General features: G+C 49.4%; 22 protein-coding genes and 2 pseudogenes. 11 read left to right on the top strand and 13 right to left on the bottom strand.

Features of this window, described 5'->3' with window-relative positions:
- Positions 1-245 precede the first annotated feature (245 nt).
- Positions 246-383, top strand: a complete 138-nt coding sequence (locus B9Y59_RS15785; protein WP_158088999.1) for a hypothetical protein — start codon at positions 246-248, stop codon at positions 381-383.
- A 1,343-nt stretch (positions 384-1,726) separates the two neighbouring features.
- On the opposite strand, the gene B9Y59_RS10145 is transcribed toward B9Y59_RS15785, so the two are convergent.
- From B9Y59_RS10145 to B9Y59_RS10080, 13 genes and pseudogenes are all read right to left on the bottom strand, one after another.
- Positions 1,727-1,942 (bottom strand): dockerin type I domain-containing protein, encoded by a 216-nt coding sequence (locus B9Y59_RS10145; RefSeq protein ID WP_085533254.1) that lies wholly within the window; start codon positions 1,940-1,942, stop codon positions 1,727-1,729.
- Between the two features lie 63 nt (positions 1,943-2,005).
- Positions 2,006-2,182, bottom strand: a pseudogene (locus tag B9Y59_RS16805) (NPCBM/NEW2 domain-containing protein); the annotation flags it as partial.
- A 1,067-nt stretch (positions 2,183-3,249) separates the two neighbouring features.
- Entirely contained in the window at positions 3,250-3,561 is a 312-nt protein-coding gene (locus tag B9Y59_RS10125) for a hypothetical protein (RefSeq protein WP_085533250.1), read from the bottom strand.
- A gap of 3 nt (positions 3,562-3,564) precedes the next feature.
- A complete protein-coding gene (locus B9Y59_RS16800) occupies positions 3,565-3,666 on the bottom strand; it encodes a DUF4982 domain-containing protein (protein ID WP_442856181.1) in 102 nt (33 codons plus the stop codon).
- Positions 3,639-3,827, bottom strand: coding sequence for a hypothetical protein (locus B9Y59_RS10120; RefSeq protein ID WP_085533248.1), 189 nt, complete (start codon positions 3,825-3,827; stop codon positions 3,639-3,641). The genes B9Y59_RS16800 and B9Y59_RS10120 overlap by 28 nt, the downstream gene beginning before the upstream one ends.
- Before the next feature lie 97 nt (positions 3,828-3,924).
- Complete coding sequence (locus B9Y59_RS10115; RefSeq protein WP_085533246.1) at positions 3,925-4,332, bottom strand: hypothetical protein; 408 nt, start codon at positions 4,330-4,332, stop codon at positions 3,925-3,927.
- A 104-nt stretch (positions 4,333-4,436) separates the two neighbouring features.
- Positions 4,437-5,879 (bottom strand): FAD-dependent oxidoreductase, encoded by a 1,443-nt coding sequence (locus B9Y59_RS10110; RefSeq protein ID WP_085533244.1) that lies wholly within the window; start codon positions 5,877-5,879, stop codon positions 4,437-4,439.
- Between the two features lie 167 nt (positions 5,880-6,046).
- A complete protein-coding gene (locus B9Y59_RS10105) occupies positions 6,047-6,949 on the bottom strand; it encodes an AraC family transcriptional regulator (RefSeq protein ID WP_085533242.1) in 903 nt (300 codons plus the stop codon).
- 244 nt (positions 6,950-7,193) lie between these two features.
- Positions 7,194-8,114, bottom strand: coding sequence for a SufB/SufD family protein (locus B9Y59_RS10100; protein ID WP_085533240.1), 921 nt, complete (start codon positions 8,112-8,114; stop codon positions 7,194-7,196).
- Positions 8,114-8,839, bottom strand: a complete 726-nt coding sequence (locus B9Y59_RS10095) for an ABC transporter ATP-binding protein (protein ID WP_085533238.1) — start codon at positions 8,837-8,839, stop codon at positions 8,114-8,116. Before B9Y59_RS10095 ends, B9Y59_RS10100 begins: the two co-directional genes overlap by 1 nt.
- A gap of 107 nt (positions 8,840-8,946) precedes the next feature.
- On the bottom strand, positions 8,947-9,957 hold the full coding sequence (locus tag B9Y59_RS16795) for a GNAT family N-acetyltransferase (protein WP_158088997.1): 1,011 nt from the start codon (positions 9,955-9,957) through the stop codon (positions 8,947-8,949).
- Positions 9,958-10,033: 76 nt separating this feature from the next.
- Positions 10,034-10,255, bottom strand: coding sequence for a hypothetical protein (locus B9Y59_RS10085; RefSeq protein ID WP_054324389.1), 222 nt, complete (start codon positions 10,253-10,255; stop codon positions 10,034-10,036).
- 81 nt (positions 10,256-10,336) lie between these two features.
- Entirely contained in the window at positions 10,337-11,401 is a 1,065-nt protein-coding gene (locus B9Y59_RS10080; RefSeq protein ID WP_054324388.1) for a hypothetical protein, read from the bottom strand.
- 220 nt (positions 11,402-11,621) lie between these two features.
- Between B9Y59_RS10080 and B9Y59_RS10075 the strand changes: the two genes are divergently transcribed.
- The 10 genes and pseudogenes from B9Y59_RS10075 to B9Y59_RS15770 all read left to right on the top strand — a co-directional run.
- On the top strand, positions 11,622-11,828 hold the full coding sequence (locus B9Y59_RS10075) for a YabP/YqfC family sporulation protein (RefSeq protein WP_082402235.1): 207 nt from the start codon (positions 11,622-11,624) through the stop codon (positions 11,826-11,828).
- A 31-nt stretch (positions 11,829-11,859) separates the two neighbouring features.
- A complete protein-coding gene (locus B9Y59_RS10070; RefSeq protein ID WP_054324386.1) occupies positions 11,860-13,035 on the top strand; it encodes a sporulation protein YqfD in 1,176 nt (391 codons plus the stop codon).
- Positions 13,036-13,175: 140 nt separating this feature from the next.
- Positions 13,176-14,135 (top strand): PhoH family protein, encoded by a 960-nt coding sequence (locus B9Y59_RS10065; RefSeq protein ID WP_085533236.1) that lies wholly within the window; start codon positions 13,176-13,178, stop codon positions 14,133-14,135.
- 5 nt (positions 14,136-14,140) lie between these two features.
- Positions 14,141-14,650, top strand: coding sequence for an rRNA maturation RNase YbeY (ybeY, locus tag B9Y59_RS10060; protein ID WP_054324385.1), 510 nt, complete (start codon positions 14,141-14,143; stop codon positions 14,648-14,650).
- A 2-nt stretch (positions 14,651-14,652) separates the two neighbouring features.
- Complete coding sequence (locus tag B9Y59_RS10055; protein WP_085533234.1) at positions 14,653-15,144, top strand: diacylglycerol kinase family protein; 492 nt, start codon at positions 14,653-14,655, stop codon at positions 15,142-15,144.
- A 27-nt stretch (positions 15,145-15,171) separates the two neighbouring features.
- Positions 15,172-16,098, top strand: a complete 927-nt coding sequence (gene era, locus B9Y59_RS10050) for a GTPase Era (protein ID WP_054324383.1) — start codon at positions 15,172-15,174, stop codon at positions 16,096-16,098.
- 138 nt (positions 16,099-16,236) lie between these two features.
- A complete protein-coding gene (locus tag B9Y59_RS15775) occupies positions 16,237-16,404 on the top strand; it encodes a hypothetical protein (RefSeq protein WP_153802349.1) in 168 nt (55 codons plus the stop codon).
- The gene (gene recO, locus B9Y59_RS10045) at positions 16,355-17,140 is read left to right on the top strand and encodes a DNA repair protein RecO (protein ID WP_085533232.1); all 786 of its coding nucleotides are present in this window, start codon (positions 16,355-16,357) and stop codon (positions 17,138-17,140) included. Before B9Y59_RS15775 ends, recO begins: the two co-directional genes overlap by 50 nt.
- A 64-nt stretch (positions 17,141-17,204) precedes the next feature.
- Positions 17,205-17,660 (top strand): GNAT family N-acetyltransferase, encoded by a 456-nt coding sequence (locus B9Y59_RS10040; RefSeq protein ID WP_085533230.1) that lies wholly within the window; start codon positions 17,205-17,207, stop codon positions 17,658-17,660.
- A pseudogene (locus B9Y59_RS15770) lies at positions 17,657-18,497 on the top strand (endonuclease MutS2); the annotation flags it as partial. The gene B9Y59_RS10040 and the pseudogene B9Y59_RS15770, both read left to right, overlap by 4 nt.

The raw sequence follows: 18,497 nt of genomic DNA, 5'->3' as shown, positions 1-18,497 counted from the left end.
GCAAAAGACACAAGCCATTTAATTGGGCAACCGTTGACGGAAGCACGCTTTTGCAGGAAACGCCGAAGGTTCGAAAGGCGCTGTGTACCCACAGGAGCATGGCCCAGCCATCCTTGGCGGACATCTTAGTAAATTGAGCGAAGGGAGCCTCTTTCGCAAAAAGCAGAATCCCCGCTCCGGGAAACCGGAGCGGGGGTTTTGCGGCTTTGAGACTTTGTGTACTTGGGATGTAAGCGAAAGATAAAATGTATGGGAATTTCCAAAAGGAAGCAAAAGATTGCAGGCCGAAAGGCGCTGTGCGTCCACCGTGCCAGAGCACAGGCGTTTACACCACCCTGCCGGGCCAGAATGCGAAACTGCATTGCACGGTAACCATTGTCTGAACGCCGGGTAATTTGTGTAAGATATAAACGTGTACATATTCGATCAAGCACCCGGCAGCCGATAGCAGAAAGTTTGCGTAGGAGACGCCGCAGGCGCGGAAGACGCTGTGCGTCCACCGTGCCAGAGCACAGGTTTACACCACCCTGCCGGGTCAGGATGCGAAGCTGCATTGCACGGTAACCATTGGCTGAACGCTGGGCAATTTGTGTAAGGTATAAACGTGTACATATTCGATCAAGCACCCGGCAGCTGATAGCAGAAAGCTTGCGCAGGAAACGCCGTAGGCGCGGAAGACGCTGTGCGTCCACCGTGCCGGAGCACAGGCGTTTACACTACCCTGCCGGGTCAGGATGCGAAACTGCATTGCACGGTAACCATTGTCTGAACGCCGGGTAATTTGTGTAAGGTATAAACGTGTACATATTCGATCAAGCACCCGGCAGCCGATAGCAGAAAGCTTGCGTAGGAGACGCCGCAGGCGTGGAAGACGCTGTGCGTCCACCGGGCCAGAGGTGCGGGTGCTTATACGGCCCTGCAAGGCCAGGATGTAAAACTGCATTTCATGGTAACGGTAGCATAAGAGTTCGTAAGAGCAAAAAAGAATATGGGATGTCTCAGATCGGTATATCGGCAAGATAGAAACAGGTACTTCCAAAAGTGCAATACTTCGAACCGGTAACTTTCCCAGTGTGTATGTATATCATTCGGTCCGTTTCTTAGAAGAGGAATGAGAGACCGGACATGTAGGAAGGTACAGGCAGAGACGTTCCACCGATATGGCCCAGCAGGCGGTTTCCAAATGTAAACGCGGAAATCCCTGCTGGGCCATCGTTTTTACAAAGTCTGGGTACAAATCCGATTATTGTGCAGTTGGAGATACAGGAGACAATGCTGGAGACCGTCAGCAGGAAGCTTCTGTAAGAGAGCAAAACGTTATTATACATTGCCGGGTGAAAGTACACACAAGTTGGGATAGAATAGGAGTATCTATACGACATTGCCAAGTCTTTCAGAATGTAAAGCCTGCATTGCACGGCAACTATAGGCCGGACAACGTTATCCCAGTTAGAAATCAAAAGAGTAGGGAGAAAATTTTTGCTATGGGAGTAATAAAAGACTTTTGGAAAACCAGTAAGGAGAAAGATTCCCATAATAAAAGTTAAAGAAGCAGCCCTCTTTACAGCAGATCCTCTATATCAGACAAAAGCCCCTGCACCGGGAAAACCGGCGCAGGGGCTTCGTTTTTTTGTGGGATGAAACATTAGACGTTAAGAGGCGGTGACTTCTTACTTCGCATAGTGTCGCCTAAAGATGTTTTATTGGTGACACCAAAGAGTGAAGATTACTCGGAATCAGAGATGGATTCTATTTTTAGCTTTATCAATATCAGATCGAAAATATCAAGTTGGCTATCTCTATTCATATCAGCTACTGTTACCATACTATCCTCCCATGGAATTCGTCCGAGAAGTACATCCTGCAGTTGGGACAGATCATCTTCATCTAAAACCCCATCTTCGTTGATAACGCTTGGAATGATTCCGACTTGTTCCTCCATCACGAATTTTGCATCTGCCCAATCAGCCCAACCGTTGTATTTTGCCTCTGGATTATCATTGACCTATACTTCAAGCTGGATTTCTTTCGCACGGTGGATATTCTGGTTCACATATATACAGTCGTCATCCCTTTGCATAACAGGACTCTCATAAATCATCCTGCCATCCTTATAAATGCGGAAAATACTTTCGCCACCACCGTAATCTTTATTGGGGGCTGCCATATCGATGCCAATATATGCTTCAAAGGTTTCCTAGTTTTTGCCTTCTACATCAAAAACAAGGGTGGTATTTGAATCGATGCCAATTCCCTTTTCGAAAGCCGGCTTACCATTCGGGGAATTGAAAGACATCTGATTGCCTTCCCGATATACCGGATGGCCTTTTACCAGGGCTCCACTTGAATGAGTTTCGGAATCCCATCCAAGGTTACTGAGATAAAAGATAGAGGTTCTTTCGACTGTTATGGATTTCTCTGCCAGTAGGCCCATTTCCTCCGATTTAGCCACCAGTACATAGGTTCCTATGTTTACATCTGTTGAAATGGACAAAACGTCATCTTCAGAAATCCGTAATGCTAATGCCTTTGTAAGGATCTTTTAAGCTCCAGAATACGGGTATGCCATAATCATATCGCCATTTGCGTTTTTTCCGGCAACGCTATAGGCAGAGGTCAATCGTTCTCCAACCGGTGCTGCCAATGTATCAGGCCAGAGATGACCAGTTCTTCTATCGGATCGGCCTCCTGATAGGTAACGGTTGCAATCATATAAGTTGCATCCTGTCCATTATCTCCATTGGTGTCCAATACAAACTGTAGGGCGTCACCTTTCTGAAGAGCAATATGCAGGGAGAGATCCTCTGAACCTTTTTGTATTATGAAGCCGTTAGAATCCGATGGCCACAATTTTACATTGTTTTTGATCATGAATACTTTTACACGGCCCTCTGGTAATATGAGAGGTGAGTTCTACCTTACCAGCTTTTGGCACAATAAAGGTTTTGACTGAATTGAAATGTTTATCGCCTGGATGGATAAATACCGGACCAACTCTGCACCATATTCTTGTCCACGCCAAAAGCCGTATCCTTGATAATAGCTTGCTTTGTTGTCCGCAATAGTGGCCCATTCACCGGTGTTTTTGTTAAGTTCCTGATAATACCACCCATTCGCCCCATTGTGACCGGGTACAAAGCAATCTACTGTATCAAATCTGTTTGCATACTTTAGTCGAAATCGCCGTCGATAGGAACCGTATACTGTTTTTTGCCAGTTCCGGATGCAGAAGTTATTTCTATGACAAGGTCATTGTGCATGTTCAATGCAGTCACGACTGTTGGCTGTGCATCTGCCATATTCGAAACGTCGGCAGGGTACAGTCGTAATACCAGCCTCTGCATTCACTGGATTCGACCCAACACGTTTTTCTTCGCCGCCGACAGATGCATAGACCGATGTGTGGAACTGAATCTTATTTCCAGTCTCTGGACAGAGGTTTCCGTCCTGCTCCAGAACATATACGTAAACACGGATTAAATCAGAACCATCTGCGACAAAATCAACGCCTTCGTAATCTGCGACTAATTGAATTTGTGCGGGTTCTCCAGCGGTCGTCACTTCCTAAGAAGCAATGATACGACCTTCTTCCTTATAACCAACCGCCTTCAAGGTAGAACCGGGGGTATATGGAATGTCTAAAAACTCAAATGGAGCATGCGGCATTTTGTGTTTTCGTTTATCAGCGGTTTCTGATGTTCTGCTGACCACAAAATCTCGCCATTCTTTTCTACGGTCAAAGTTACATTGTCCGCATTGCTGTATACATAGATTTCTCGTTCGTCATTCATTCCAATGGATGGCTCATTATATTTTGTCTTGTCCAATACCGGCGCCTCTTCGGTCTAGTAGCTGGCGATGAACAGGGAAGGGGCTTGTTTTGACTCCTTTTAATTCCAGATACGGGTCCTTCTCAACCGGACGCTAGCTTTCGAATGCATAGTAAGCGAATTTTGGCAGGCGATACGGGTCCCAAATACCGGTCAGACTCATTTTACTGCCATAACCGCGGCTATGGATACCGGTCCACATAGTTGCGCCGACATAGGCAGGATTTGCTTCCTGGTTTCGGTATTTTTGGCGCAAGCTCTCCTCACGGTCCGGATAAACACCATGTAGTTGATCGCGGTCCAACAGGCGGTTATTCGCCTGTGGAAGCATCCTTTCTTCACCGCCGGGAATAATACTGGCCGGTTTGGGAAAAAAGCCTTCTTGCGGTTCTGTGCCCCTGAAAGTCACTGGAGTCTTCGGTGTAACTATCTCCAAACTTCTGCACAAATCAAGCGCCTTGACCGATTTATCCAATGCGCCCGACTCCGGATGCCCATACATAAAATCGGCAATCTCGTCTTTTCCATTGATGTTGACATCATAACCTTGTGACTCTGCTGCAATAAGGCCTGTTGGATGTTCCGCTTTTGCAACGAGGCTGGAAATTATCTGTGCGGAAGATCCGTTTGTGCTGGATTATCCAAAAGATTTCCCTTATAGTCAAACCGTGACCCGTGGCAAGGGCAGTCCCAACTTTTTTCGTCCGGATTCCATTCCAATTGGCATCCCAGGTGTGGACATTTCACAGATACGACAAAGATTTCCCCTTTTTCATCCTTGTATATCCCCGCCTTTTGACCATTGTATTCTACAATGCCGCCGTGTCCTATTGGAAGAGTTTCCAATTCGGTACGAGGCGGATCGAAGAAGGTTTTCGTCAGACCCGTTGTGGCGTGGGCGGTTTCTTCAATCAGCATTTTGGCAGATGCAGATGGCTTAAATCGCTGAGGGGAAAACACAGCGGCATCCGGATTTTTACGCCCTAAAATTTGATCGGTCAACAGCTGTGCCGCTACCATGGAGCTGGTCATCCCCCATTTTTGGAATCCGGTTGCGACATACCAATTCGGGGTGGAAGAAGAAAATGGCCCGATATAAGGAATACCATCTAAGGTCATACAATCCTGTGCAGACCAAGCGGCTACCTCGCGGCTTTTCGGCCAATACTGCTGTGCCAACCGGCGCAGTCGTTCGTATCGTCCACCTGCGGTATTTTCTCCAGATCGATGGCTTCCTCCTCCAAGCAGAAGATATGTGCCATAAGGGCGAAAGGAAAGTCCACTTTCGTCAATTCCCAGATACATTCCCTCCATATTTCCGGCATTCTCCAATGCTAATACATAACTTCTCTCCTGATGCATCCGAATAAAATAGTAACCGGGGGAGTTGATGAAAGGATAATGACAAGCAAAGACGACCGCCTCTGCGTTCACAATCCCATGTGGGGTTACAAGCTGGTTTTGGTCGATGGACAGAACAGGGGTGTGTTCATAAATTTCCAAAGAGGATAAGAGAGCTTTTAAAAAGTGCAAAGGATGAAAATGGCCCTGTCCATCAAATCGGAGCGCTGCACGGACGGAGAAGGGGAGTTCTGTATGTCGTGTAAAGCTCGCATCGATTCCTAACCGCCGGGCGGCTTGTGCCTCTTGCACAAGAGGTTCCTCCGCTAAGGTGGAGTATAAATAGGCGGGGGATAGGGTGAATGCGCAGTCGATGTCCTGTTCGGCGATCAACGTGCGATATTGTGACACGGCTTGTTGATTGGCATGGGCATATTGTTGCGCAAGGTCTTCTCCAAACTGCTCAATTAGATGTGCATAGAGAAGGCCGTGTTGAGAGGTAATTTTTGCAGTGGTATTTTTGGTCTGCCCACTTCCAACTTGCTCTGCCTCTAAAACTACGGGGTGCAGTCCCGCTTTAGCCAAAAAGGTGGCGGTTAATATTCCAGCCATACCGCCGCCGATGACGGCGACATCGGCACGGATTTCTTCACGCAGTGGAGGATAACTGGGAAGTTCTGTCGTTTTTACCCAGAGGGAATCGGTCATAGGAAAATTCCCTCCTTCTCGATCGCAATTCTATGCGCTTTGAAGTGTACTTCTGAATTCATAAGAAAACCGCCCTTCCACAAAGAAGATATACTCCTATTGTTTGAAAAGGCGGAAAAAATATACAATGGAAAAAGGAACAGGCAAATCATATGCGAAGGAAAAGGTTAAACAGGAACATCCTCTTCGGCGCGCAATTTGACCGAGGATGCATATTCTGTTGGCGTCATACCGGTGACGGCCTTAAACCGTCGGGAAAAATAATGAATGGTTGAGAAGCCCAAAGCATGTGCGATTTCAGTAAAATTTTGCCCACCTTGCCGGATGAGACGCTTGGCGGCCTCAATTTTTAGCCGGCAAAAGTATTCCATTACACCGCCGCCGGTTTTAGCGCGAAACATTTTTTGAAGGTTGGAACGTCCGATGAGGTTATCCTGGCAAACGTCGTCCAGGGTGAGGCTGCGATGTACATTGCTTCCCAAATAGGTGATGATCTTGGTGAAGATGTCCTGATTGGCCTTCTCTCGGATGGAAGAGGAAATCTTCAGATTGGGATTGACCACATTTCCCTTTCGGATCAGATCGATCAGCATCTGTTCCAAACTGATTCGAATCAGCTGTTCGGCGCCAAATGGAGCATTATCGCGCCGCTCCAGTGAATTTGCTTTGGGGGCATCCAAGGGGGTAGCGAACGCATTACGTGCCTCGCGGATCATCGTAGCCAACAGAAGGCTTTCGGAATCACTGACACGCAATATTTTGCGCTCAAAGAAACGCATTGCTGGAGAATGGCATCCGAAGTTCACCATGATGAGATGGGGATTATGTATCCCTCGGACAGACACACTATGCGTCTCCTCGGGCTTATGAAAAATGATGTCACCTTTGCGCAGAAGGTATGTTGCGTTCTCAACGGTCACCTCTACCTCTCCATTGTCTACATAGAGAAACTCCCAGTGGCTGTATGTGACTTTAGGAGAAGCAAAATCTCGCGTATATTCATAATAATGTACGGAGATCAGACAATCGAGCACGATTTCTTGATCGATCCACAGACCGGAAATATCCATATCTTCACCACATTTCCCTTGTTCTGTTCTACACCTTTAAAACCAGTTAAGGATATAATCGACAGAACTATTTTACACTAAAATTTGGAAATATTCAAGATATTACTATGAATAATATACAGGAAAAGGACGGGATTTGTGCATTTTATGGAAAGAAAAGGTTAATTACGCGCAAAAAATAGAAGATACCATCGAATGTAAAGCAAGAACATTCAATGGTATCTTTATTGAATAAACAAATAAATTATTCTAAGAATCCTTCAACGATACGAGTTTCCGCCTCTTTTTCGGTTAACCCAAGCGTCATAAGTTTGATAAGCTGTTCCCCGGCAATTTTCCCAATGGCTGCTTCATGAATCAAGGCGGCATCCACGCAGTTGGCGCTGATCTCCGGAATAGCGCTCACAGAACCGTTGTCCATGATGATTGCGTCACACTCCGAGTGCCCAGCACATTTAGCATTGCCGTTGACCTTGGACAAAAAGAGCTGTTTGGAATCGTCCCGCGCAACCGAGCGGGAGACGAGATGCGCGCTGGAATCCGTTCCATTCAGGTCTACTTCAAAGCTTGTCTCGGCGTACTGTTTACCATGGGTCATAATCTTTTCTTTAATGACCAATTTTGCACGGTCCTGTAAAACAGCTTTGGAAAAGCGTTTGGTGGAATCCACTCCTTTGATCTGAGTGGTTTCCATTTCCATGTAACTTCCTTCGGCCGCTTCAATATATGTCTGCGGATTGATGATGCGTTCACCGGTGCCTTCGCCCATACCAATGTGCTTTTCTACATAGACAACCCGTGCATTCTTTTCCAAGAAGAAGCGATGGATACCGTTGTGTTCAGCCCCGTCACAGCCATCGGTATTGACGCCGCAACCAGCGACAATCGTGACATCCGCATTTTCTCCGATATAAAAATCATTGTATACCAAATCTTTAACCCCACTGTGTGTCACGAGTGCAGGAATGTATATCTTTTCGCCCTTGGTGTTGTTTTTGACGATGATGTCAATACCGGGGCGGTCTGTTTTGGTTTCGATGCGGACATTTTCTGTATTCTGCCTGCCAGCGCACTCCGTGTCTTCACGGATATTAAAGGCAGACTTGGTCGGTTCTCCCTTCCAATCTGCAACCAGTTCCAACAATTTTTTGGCGATGTTGTCCATTATACACCCTCCTCTCTTGGGCAGAAATGGCAGGTATCCGTTCCACCCAGCAGCTTTGGCAATACTTCGTCGCGCGTACCCTGTGTCAAGACTTTTCCATTGGAAAGGACGATGATTTCATCAGCAATCTCCATAATACGCTCCTGATGGGAGATGATGATGATGGAAGAACCGTGGATACCGTCGTGCAGTTTGCGAAATACTTGGATCAGATTTTGGAAACTCCAAAGGTCGATTCCGGCTTCCGGCTCGTCAAAAATGGAAAGCTTCGTCCCGCGCGCCATAACCATAGCGATCTCAATTCGTTTGATTTCGCCGCCGGAAAGACTTGCATTGACCTCGCGGTCCACATAGTCCCGTGCGCAGAGGCCCACTTCTGAGAGATATTCGCATACCCCAGAGGTGGTCAGTTCCCGTCCAGCGGCCAATGTGATGAGATCGCGAACCTTAATTCCCTTGAAACGGACTGGCTGTTGGAACGCATAGCTGATGCCGATGCGCGCGCGATGGGTGATACTGGTGTTGGTAATGTCTTGGCCGTCAAAAAGGATCTGGCCGGACGTGGGCTTAAAAATACCGGCAACCACCTTAGCCAGTGTGGATTTTCCACCGCCGTTTGGTCCAGTGATTACGACAAATTTTCCACTCTCTACATTGAGAGAAACATTGTTTAAAATGTCCTTGCTATTTGCAAGGTTGAGAGAAATATTTTTTAATTCCAGCATAAGAATTCCTCCAAAGGGACAGCAACATGAGCGGTCCCTTTTATTGTAGATAAATTTTCTCCAATTTGTCTTTATTATACCAATGCCATGCAAAAAATGCAATGCATCTACGCAATTTGTCTGCGATAACGTACGACAAGGACCGGTTTTCCTAGAGTAAGCTCTTGACGGCCTTCGTCGGCAAGAAATCCGCAATGCTCATAGAAAGCGCGCGCCCGCTGATTTTCTTCGAGAACCCAGAGGACCGCCTCACGGCAACCCAACGATTTGAGTTCTGCCAGTGCCCGGTCCATCAATATCCGGCCGAACCCCTGCCCTTGAAATTCTGGAAGAAGATACAGGGCTTTGACATCCCCCACAAAAGGATTCTCTGTGGGACAGAAGGCCAGCATGCCACCGGGAGCGCCATCTACATAGACGAGATAAAAGGACTCGTTGGTGCGAGCTTTCCAAAACTCACGAAGAGCGGCGGTTCGCTTTTCCGGCGTATACTCTTCAGCGAGAAACGCGTCCGGCAGAATACCGCGGTAGGCGGAACGCCAGGTAAGGGCATGCATACGTCCATATTCTTCAAACAGCGGTTCCTCAAGAGGGCGAATTTCCAGGCGTTGTGAGGCGCTCTGACGTGCAATAGAGCGTAGGGTGTCGCCAGTAAGCCGGTAGGTGGTCCATTCGCTCATGGGGGTTGCACCCATTGAACGGTAAAATTTAATGCTCGGCTGATTCCAGTCTAAACAACTCCATTCCAGCCGTCCGCAACCACGTGAAACGGTAAGGGCGGCGAGCCGCTCTAAAAGGGCTTTTCCATACCCGTTTCCACGCTTTTCCGGCAGCACAAACAGATCCTCGAGATAGATCCCAGCACGCCCTAAAAAGGTGGAAAAATTGTGAAAGAAGAGGGCAAAGCCGACGGGTACTCCACATTCCTCGCCGATCAAAACCTCTGCCTTCTTCTTTTCAAATAGCCACTCCCGAAGAAGGGCGCTGTTGGCGACGACTTGATCGGACATGTGTTCATAGTCGGCCAGCGCGCGAATAAAACCTAAAATTGCTGGAATATCCGCTTCTTGGGCGAAGCGAATGTGATAATCGTTGTGTTCTCTGGTTGGCTTGTCCATGTTCGATTTCCTTCCTCATTTGTAAAATACCCGGCGTCCCCGGCAGTAGGACATCCAGGGAAGCCGGGTATTCGGATTATAGCTTGAAATCCTCCGGATCATATTCACGCAGAGGGGGAAGATTCTGAGGGGTACGTTTGAGCGGGTCATACGCAAATTTGCGGCAGTCTCCTTCCGGAGTTCGATATTTTCCCAATTGACAAACACAGGCTCCATCGAAGTCGGAGCTGTGTATGCAGTATTCACAGCGAACCTCTATATCCTTGCGAAAAAACTGTTTGATCCCTTTCCAAGCCATATTTCGTATCTCCTTCAATGGTATCCCACAGGGCTTATACCGTGGGCTAACTATTATAGCAGAATTTTAATAAAAATTCCACTATTCCTTTGCGGTTTCCATCGAATTCCCTTTCCGGCATTGCAATAGAAGAAGGATACACAGGCCGACAATGGCCGCAGCGGCTGGAACAGAACCGACTAAGGTACCGCGGAGAGGGGCGGTTGTGTTGCCAAAAACCGGCGCGGCGTCGGGAAAAAGCATGCACAGGCCGAAGGTGATACCGCCGGCCAGGAGGCCGTGTAGCAGACGGAACAGCATAAAGCGGGGCATACGGATGGGGATACCGGAAACCGAAGAAAGAATTTGAAAATGTACACAGATGCCGCCCCATCCAATTGTGAAGGAGAGAATCCACAGAGGAAGATTTTGCTGCGCCGCATCGCTGCATCCGCCAGTCACTTCCAGCAAGATGGAAAGAAGCATGGATACCGTGGGAGAGGTGACAAATACCCGCAAAAGATCTAGTAAAACAGCGAACAGAATCACAAAACAACACATAGAGAGCATGGAACGGGCTGCATCGGAAGCAGAACCGATCAAGGCTTGCGCGGCATCCAATCTTTTTGAGGGAATGGCCTGGCCCTGCCGTCTGCGTGAAACGCCAATGCTGCACAAGCCGCCCAGCAGTAGGGAAGCGGAGAGCTGGGACACTAGAAGAATTACCCCCGCCTGTGGATTGTGAAGAAGGCCCATTCCCACCACACTGAGGACAAATGCAGGCCCGGAATTGACACAAAAGCAAAGCATACGGGCGGCCTCTTTGGGCGTGATTTCCCCTTCCTGACAAAGTGCAGCGACAGCACGCGCCCCAACCGGATATCCTCCCACCATACTCATCAGAATCGCCGCTGCTGCGCTGCCTGGGAGTCCAAAGAATAGGCGGCACGGGCCTGCCGCAAGGCGTCCAAGGGAGGCAGAAAGGCCGGACTTTACGACGAATACGGATAGGGCCATAAAGGGGAAGAGGGAGGGAATCAAAATGTCTATGCAATACCCAATCCCACGTTTCGCCCCAGCCGCAGCTTGAGCAGGGTAGAAGAGCAATGCACAGGCAGCGCAGAGCACACTTGCGGGTAGAAATAGATGCAAAAGGCTTTTTTTCATGAAGAGGGCCTCCCTTGTTAAACAGGTTCGTCCCAATCATATGAGCGTTTACGCACAGTTCAGACCCAAAGAGGGGACTTTTTTGTATGGGAAGTTTTATTTGTACGTTTGGACGCATACGTTTATGAGAGTACAACAGGAAAACACGTGTTTGGGGTGAGGCCGATTGGCGGAGAAAAAAGCGGAAAATAAGCGAATACACAAAGGGAATAGCCTCCCCATGTCCTCATATATGGAAATCAAAGGGAATCGAGAGGTCGTTGTGGAGGGATGCCGGGGTGTGTTGGAATACGACACAGACGTCGTGCGTGTTCGTGCAGGGAGAATGACACTCCGCTTTACAGGACGTTGCTTGGTGATCCGGTGCCTAACCGCGGATTCTCTGGTGGTGGAGGGGTTCATCACAGGGATTGAGTTTCTCTCGTAACACACCCAAACTTGGAAAGGAAGGATTGTGCGTGGTCGTATTACATGCTCTTCGCTGGGTGATGGGTACCGTCCGCTTTTCCATACATGGTGCACCGGAACCGTTTTTGAACCAATGTGCGCGCAGTGGGATCAGCCTTTGGAATATTGAGAAAAAGGAGGACTTTACAGCCTGCATTTTGGCAGGTGGCTACCGGCATCTCTTGCCGTCTGCCAGAAAGACCAAATGCGTCCTGAAGGTAAGAGAACGCCGGGGGCTGCCCTTTCGCCTGGCCTTCCTGCGCCGGCGAAAGGGGCTGGTGGTGGGGGCAATTCTCGCATTTCTGCTTGTTCAGATACTCTCCCTGCACGTTTGGAGCGTAGAGGTTTCAGGGAATGTGGGAATTCCAACCGCACAGATTGAATCCGTAGCGTCTGAACTGGGATTAAAGCCCGGCGTATGGAAGAAGGATATACAGGCGAAGCTTTTACAAGAGCAATTGATGAACGCGTTCCCACAGACAAGTTGGTTGTCGGTCAATACTTCTGGATGTTTAATCCGCATTGAGTTGGAGGAGCTTTCCGAGAAGCCGGATTTGGAGGCCAATAAACGTGCATGTAATATTTTGGCAAAGGCGACGGGACAGATTCTTTATATGGAGGTCTATGCCGGTACGCCGGAGGTAAAAGAGGGCGACGCGGTTGTAGAGGGGCAATTACTCCTGAATGCCGTTGTCGAGGACACCTATGGCGGAAACACATTGAAACATGCGGCGGGGAAAATTATCGCGGCGACGCAGCATACCTTCACCACGCAAGTCGAGATGCAAAAGGAGATTGCGCAGGAAACCGGGCATATTGTGACTCGCCGAAGCGCCACCGTATTTGGGCTGCGGATACCGCTGAGTTTTACTGGAAAACCGGACGGTACTTACCGCCTTGAGGCAGAGCAGGTTCGTCTCAAGGTAATGGATTCCTTGTTGCCCGTCTCCTTTTATAAAGAAAACTGGATTGAAGAGATGCGCCAGGTTGTGCCGATGTCCCAAGAAGAAGCGCTCCAAAAGGCCCGCGAGGAAGTGGCAATCCAACAGAAGGAGCAGCTGGGGGATGCAACGATAACCGCGCAGCAGGAGACCGTAGAGGTACGGGATGGGGTTCTTTACTATCGCGTGGATGTGAATTGCGAAGAGAATATCGGCGTCGAGTCCGAAGTTTTTCTGCAATCTTGATTTTTTTATGAATTTTGCGGTCAAATTAATGACGAACGAATTTATGTGTGCTATAATCAATTTATTCTGATAGGTGTGGAAAGCAGTGGCACGGGGGTAAAAACCATGGAAATTTTCCGTGCCCAGTTGGAGATTTAAGAATGTTTGAGCAAAGAATCAATATTGACCGGATGGAGCAGGCTGTAGCACTCTTCGGTAGCTTCGACGAGAATATTAAGTTGATTGAAAATGAATATGCTGTCAATGTGGTTGGACGGGGATCAGAGATCAAAGTGAGCGGCGAGCCGGAGAATGTGGCAAAGGCCGTTCGTGTTATTGAGAGCCTCCTGACCCTGATTAACCGTGGCGAGGCATTGAGCGAGCAAAATGTGCGGTATTGCATTGCATTGGTCAATGAGGGGACGGAAGAAAAGATTGAGTCCCTTGCAGGGGACTGTATCTGTGTCACTTCTAAAGGGAAGCCCGTGAAGCCTAAAACCTTGGGCCAGAAAAAATATTGCAGTGCGATTAAGGAAAATACCATCACGATCGGCGTCGGACCAGCGGGTACTGGAAAGACCTACCTGGCTGTAGCGCTGGCCGTCACAGCGTTTCGTGCGCAGCAGGTGAACCGAATCATCCTCACCCGCCCAGCGGTGGAGGCGGGCGAGAAACTGGGCTTTTTACCCGGTGATCTGCAGCAGAAGGTGGACCCCTATCTGCGGCCCCTGTATGATGCTTTGTTTGATATGTTAGGGGCGGAAACCTATCAGCGGTATGTGGAGCGCGGCAACATCGAGGTTGCCCCGTTGGCTTATATGCGCGGAAGGACATTGGACGACAGCTTCATCATTCTGGACGAGGCGCAAAACACCACGCCGGAACAGATGAAAATGTTCTTGACCCGCCTGGGCTTTGGCTCCAAAATGGTCATTACCGGTGACGTCACGCAGATCGACCTCCCGGATGGCCGCCATTCGGGCTTGAAAGAAGCCATTAAAATCTTGCGCAACGTGGACGACATCGCCCAAGTTACCTTTAACGAAAAGGATGTGGTTCGCCACCGTTTGGTGCAGGACATTATCAAAGCTTATGAAAAATATCAGGAAGGCAGGCGTTAGCTATCATGGAAAAAGTCAGAGTTATCATCGACAATCGGCAAAAAGCAGTAAAGATCCCCACGGGCCTGCGTATGTTGGTGCGCCGCTGCTGCAATGCAGTGCTGCGTATGGAGGGGTTTAGCGAGCCCGCTGAAATCAGCGTGACGTTTGTGGATAACAAACAGATTCAGCAGCTGAATAAGCAGTATCGCAATAAGGATATGCCCACAGACGTTCTCTCATTCCCGATGGGGGAGAACGGCGTCTATGATGAGAACCACGCCACTGGCGCAAAGATATTGGGGGACATTGTAATCTCCATGGAAAAAGCGGTGGAACAGGCGGACTGCTACGGCCATGGGCTGGATCGTGAGGTCGGTTATCTCACAGCGCACTCGATGTTGCATCTGTTGGGATACGATCATGAGCGCGGTGGAATGGATCGTGTGCGTATGCGTGAAAAAGAAGAGCAGGTCATGACACAACTCGGTTTGCCTGCTTCCAGCAGTTATGTTTTGGATGAGGATGAGGAGTAAACTTGCGGTTTGTTAAAAGCCTGAAATATGCCCTGCGGGGCATTGTTTACTGTATCAATAACGAACGAAATATGCGGATACATACAGTGGCCGTGCTGTATGTATTGGCTTTTTCACCCTTCTTTGAAATGTCACGCGCGCGTTATGCCATTTTACTGGTCACATTCGCTCTTGTCTTGATGGCGGAGACCTTTAACACCGTGGCGGAGGAGCTTTGCGACCTTGTGGCACCCAGCTTTCACCCGGTGGTACGGATTGTAAAGGATATGGCGGCGGGTGGCGTGCTGATCTGCGCCGGGTTTGCCGTGGGAGTGGGGGTATGCCTGTTTTGGCAGCCTGCCGCTTTCCTGCGCATCTGGCGCTATTTTTTGGACAACCCTGCTATGATCGCTGTGCTTTTCGCAAGCATGGGTGTGGCAGTGGTGTATATTCTGGCAGGACCGCTCGGCATCCGGGACTTTTTTCGCAAAAAAAAGTTACCTTGGACGCATTAATGGCGGCAGAAAGGAAATAGGAATCAGATGGAACAGGGAACCGTGCGGACCGGCGACCGGACTGCATTTATTGCGATTGTGGGCCGGCCGAATGTAGGAAAGAGCTCGCTTTTGAATCGGATGTTGGGACAAAAGGTGGCGATTGTATCCAGCAAGCCTCAGACGACCCGCACACGCATCATGGGTGTGTTGACCGAAGAGGCCGACCAGCTGGTATTTATTGATACGCCCGGTCTGATGAAACCGCGCAATCGGTTGGGGGACTATATGGTGCGTTCTGTGACAGAGTCTGTCTCTGGCGTGGATGCGTGCCTGTTGGTGGTGGAAGCTGGGCAGAAAATATCCCCAGCAGACCTCGATCTGATTGCAAAATTTCGATCTTTGGAGATGCCCGCTGTATTGGCGATCAACAAGATCGACCTTTTACAAGAAAAAAGTGTCCTGATGGCACAGATTGCAGAGCTTTCCGGACTTTTTTCGTTTGAAGCTGTAGTGCCGGTCTCGGCTCAGGATGGAGACGGTGTGCGCATCCTGATGGACGAGCTCAAAAAGCTCGCTATGCCCGGCGGCCACTTTTTCGACGACGATACACTGACCGATCAGCCTGAACGTGTTTTGGCCGGGGAGATTATTCGGGAAAAGTTACTTCGATTGTTGGATAAGGAGATCCCCCATGGCGTGGCGGTTGCAGTGGAGCGGATGCGCGAGCAGGAAAACGGCGTCACAGAGATCCATGCAACCATCTTTTGCGAGCGCGATTCCCATAAGGGAATCATCATTGGAAAGGGCGGTTCCATGCTGAAAAAGGTGGGCACTTATGCCCGTGAGGATATGGAACGCTTTTTTGGTTGTAAGATCAATTTGCAGCTCTGGGTCAAGGTAAAGGAAGGCTGGCGCAATAGCGCTGCGGTTTTGCGCAGCCTTGGTTATGACAGCAGCAGTTTCGACACATAATTCGATCGATTCTAACAAATATTACCGTTCATACCCGTATGTCCTTTTGCACATAGTAAACATGAACAGGTTCCGCAAATCCCGGTATTATGGAGAAGAGGAATTGCGTGAAGATTGCTTGGAAAAGGGGCGAACGGAATGGACGACTATGACGAGCAGGCGGCGTGGTCCTGCTTTACGCAGACGGGCCGCGTACAGGACTATCTGATCTATACCCAATGCAAACAGCAGAACACCGCGCAACAGGAGGATTCCCATGCAGATCGATACAGACGGCCTGGTGATTATGGAGCGGCAGGTGGGTGAGAGCGACCGGCTGATTACGGTGCTCACCAGAGAGGAAGGCGTGTTGCGTGCTTTTGCGCGGAGGGCTAAGCTACTTCGCAGTAGCAAGCTCTCCGCAACCCAGTTGCTTTGTTATTCCCGCTTCCTCATCTATAAGGGGCGGGACAAGTACATAATCGACGATGCACAGCCGGTGGAGGTCTTTTTTGACTTGCGGCGCGACATCGGGAGCCTGTCCCTTGCCCAGTATTTCTGTGAGCTCGCCGGTGCGTTGGCTCCACAGGAGGCTGGGGCAGGGGATTTTTTGCGTCTGCTTTTGCGGGCTTTTTTCTACTTATCAAAAGCAACCCGCCCACATCTGCTTATCAAGGCGGCGGTGGAAATGCGGATGTTGTCCTTGGCGGGTTACATGCCCGACCTGGTCTGTTGCGCCGGTTGTGCCTGCTATGAGGCGGAAACGATGTTATTTCTGCCGCGAAGTGGTACGCTCTATTGCAATTCCTGTTACTCTCAGATAACGGAACCCGCTCTTCCGCTTTCCACCGGTGCTCTGACAGCATTGCGGCACACGGTATATGCAGATTTTGATAAACTGTTTGCGTTTCGTTTGCCACAAGCGGGCCTATGGCAGGTGGCGCGTGCCAGTGAGGCTTATGTTCTCAGCACCTTGGGGCGTAGCTTTCCAACCCTGGATTTTTATCACCAGGCGGAACCAGGGGCAATGGCAGCCGTGGGCAATCCACCGCAGGACTCCTAAAATCGAATGATACTTCGTAGCGTTGTTTTTCTAGGGACGAATACCGACAAAGGACGGGAATGACATGATTACCAATCGATGTACAAGAGGGTTGACGGAAAATCCGGAGGCGAAACAGATCCGTCAGACCGTATTTGTAGAGGAACAGGGTTTCCACAATGAATTTGATGCGATGGATGCGGAAGCTTGGCATGTGGTCTTATGGAAAGATGAACATGCCATTGCGACTGGCCGTACGTTTCCAGCGCAGGGAGAGACCCATGCTTGGACAATTGGCCGCGTGGCGGTTCGGAAACCCTACCGTGGCCAGGGGATTGGCGCGCTGGTTGTACGGAAACTGGAAGAGATTGCGCGGCAACATGGCGCGGCTTCATTTATGTTATCCGCCCAGGTGCGTGCACGCGGATTTTATGAAACCATTGGTTACCACGCCATAGGAGAACCCTATTTGGACGAATACTGCCCGCATGTAACGATGATAAAAAGGGCGGGCGAGGACAATAAAGAGGAACTACCATGAGTGAAACAGTACAACGACATTTGAAGGCTTTGGAGCTGGATAAAATATTACATCTTTTGGCGGAAGAGACAGCTTGTGATGCGGCGGCGGAATTGGCGGTAAATCTTCGCCCTGCTACGTCGCTCTCACAGGTCAAACGCCTTTTAACGGAGACGGACGAGGCCCACACGATGATGGCGCGTTTTGGAGCGCCGTCCTTTGGAGGTCTCAAAGACGTTTCGAATTCCCTGCGCCGTGCAGAAGCGGGAGGAACGCTCAATATGGGCGAGTTACTGCGAATTTCGATGGTTCTGCGGACTTTGCGTGGAATTGTGGATTGGCGCAGTAAAAGTGAAGGCGTCAAAAGTATCCTCGACGATCGATTTGACGCAATTATGCCGAATAAATATCTGGAGGAACGGATCAACCATGCGATTCTTTCCGAAGAGGAGATGGCGGACAGTGCTTCTCCACAGTTGGCAACGATCCGGAGGAAAATTCGTTCCGCTTCTTCTCGTGCAAGAGAACAGCTGGAAAAAATGGTGCGTTCTCCTGTGACGCAGAAGTACCTACAGGACCCGATCATCACGATGCGTGACGGCCGCTTTGTTGTGCCCGTCAAAGCAGAATGCCGAGGTGACGTGCCGGGATTGGTGCACGACACCTCTTCTTCCGGTGCGACGGTGTTCGTCGAACCGATGGCGGTTGTAGAGGCAAACAATGAGGTTCGTGTGTTGCTCTCCCAAGAGCAAGCGGAAATCGACCGTATTCTGGGGGAACTCTCCGCAGAAGCCGGCAATTTTGCCAGCGGCATCATCTCCGGCTACAAAGAGGCGGTGGAGTTAAATCTGATTTTTG

Source organism: Anaeromassilibacillus sp. Marseille-P3371 (assembly GCF_900169665.1).
GTDB lineage: Bacteria > Bacillota > Clostridia > Oscillospirales > Acutalibacteraceae > Anaeromassilibacillus.
The sequence above is the reverse complement of the archived record's forward strand: the minus strand, read 5'-3'. Positions and strand labels throughout refer to the sequence as shown.

Coding starts and splice junctions, on each gene's coding strand:
- ybeY (WP_054324385.1), top strand. CDS start 14,141: ATGGAAAAAGTCAGAGTTATCATCGACAATCGGCAAAAAGCAGTAAAG.
- B9Y59_RS10040 (WP_085533230.1), top strand. CDS start 17,205: ATGATTACCAATCGATGTACAAGAGGGTTGACGGAAAATCCGGAGGCG.
- B9Y59_RS15775 (WP_153802349.1), top strand. CDS start 16,237: ATGGACGACTATGACGAGCAGGCGGCGTGGTCCTGCTTTACGCAGACG.
- B9Y59_RS15785 (WP_158088999.1), top strand. CDS start 246: ATGTATGGGAATTTCCAAAAGGAAGCAAAAGATTGCAGGCCGAAAGGC.
- era (WP_054324383.1), top strand. CDS start 15,172: ATGGAACAGGGAACCGTGCGGACCGGCGACCGGACTGCATTTATTGCG.
- B9Y59_RS10115 (WP_085533246.1), bottom strand. CDS start 4,332: ATGTATGGGCATCCGGAGTCGGGCGCATTGGATAAATCGGTCAAGGCG.
- B9Y59_RS16795 (WP_158088997.1), bottom strand. CDS start 9,957: ATGGACAAGCCAACCAGAGAACACAACGATTATCACATTCGCTTCGCC.
- B9Y59_RS10100 (WP_085533240.1), bottom strand. CDS start 8,114: ATGGACAACATCGCCAAAAAATTGTTGGAACTGGTTGCAGATTGGAAG.
- B9Y59_RS10085 (WP_054324389.1), bottom strand. CDS start 10,255: ATGGCTTGGAAAGGGATCAAACAGTTTTTTCGCAAGGATATAGAGGTT.
- B9Y59_RS10105 (WP_085533242.1), bottom strand. CDS start 6,949: ATGGATATTTCCGGTCTGTGGATCGATCAAGAAATCGTGCTCGATTGT.
- B9Y59_RS10110 (WP_085533244.1), bottom strand. CDS start 5,879: ATGACCGATTCCCTCTGGGTAAAAACGACAGAACTTCCCAGTTATCCT.
- B9Y59_RS10075 (WP_082402235.1), top strand. CDS start 11,622: ATGTCCTCATATATGGAAATCAAAGGGAATCGAGAGGTCGTTGTGGAG.
- B9Y59_RS10145 (WP_085533254.1), bottom strand. CDS start 1,942: ATGGAGGAACAAGTCGGAATCATTCCAAGCGTTATCAACGAAGATGGG.
- recO (WP_085533232.1), top strand. CDS start 16,355: ATGCAGATCGATACAGACGGCCTGGTGATTATGGAGCGGCAGGTGGGT.
- B9Y59_RS10065 (WP_085533236.1), top strand. CDS start 13,176: ATGTTTGAGCAAAGAATCAATATTGACCGGATGGAGCAGGCTGTAGCA.
- B9Y59_RS16800 (WP_442856181.1), bottom strand. CDS start 3,666: ATGCCGCATGCTCCATTTGAGTTTTTAGACATTCCATATACCCCCGGT.
- B9Y59_RS10080 (WP_054324388.1), bottom strand. CDS start 11,401: ATGAAAAAAAGCCTTTTGCATCTATTTCTACCCGCAAGTGTGCTCTGC.
- B9Y59_RS10095 (WP_085533238.1), bottom strand. CDS start 8,839: ATGCTGGAATTAAAAAATATTTCTCTCAACCTTGCAAATAGCAAGGAC.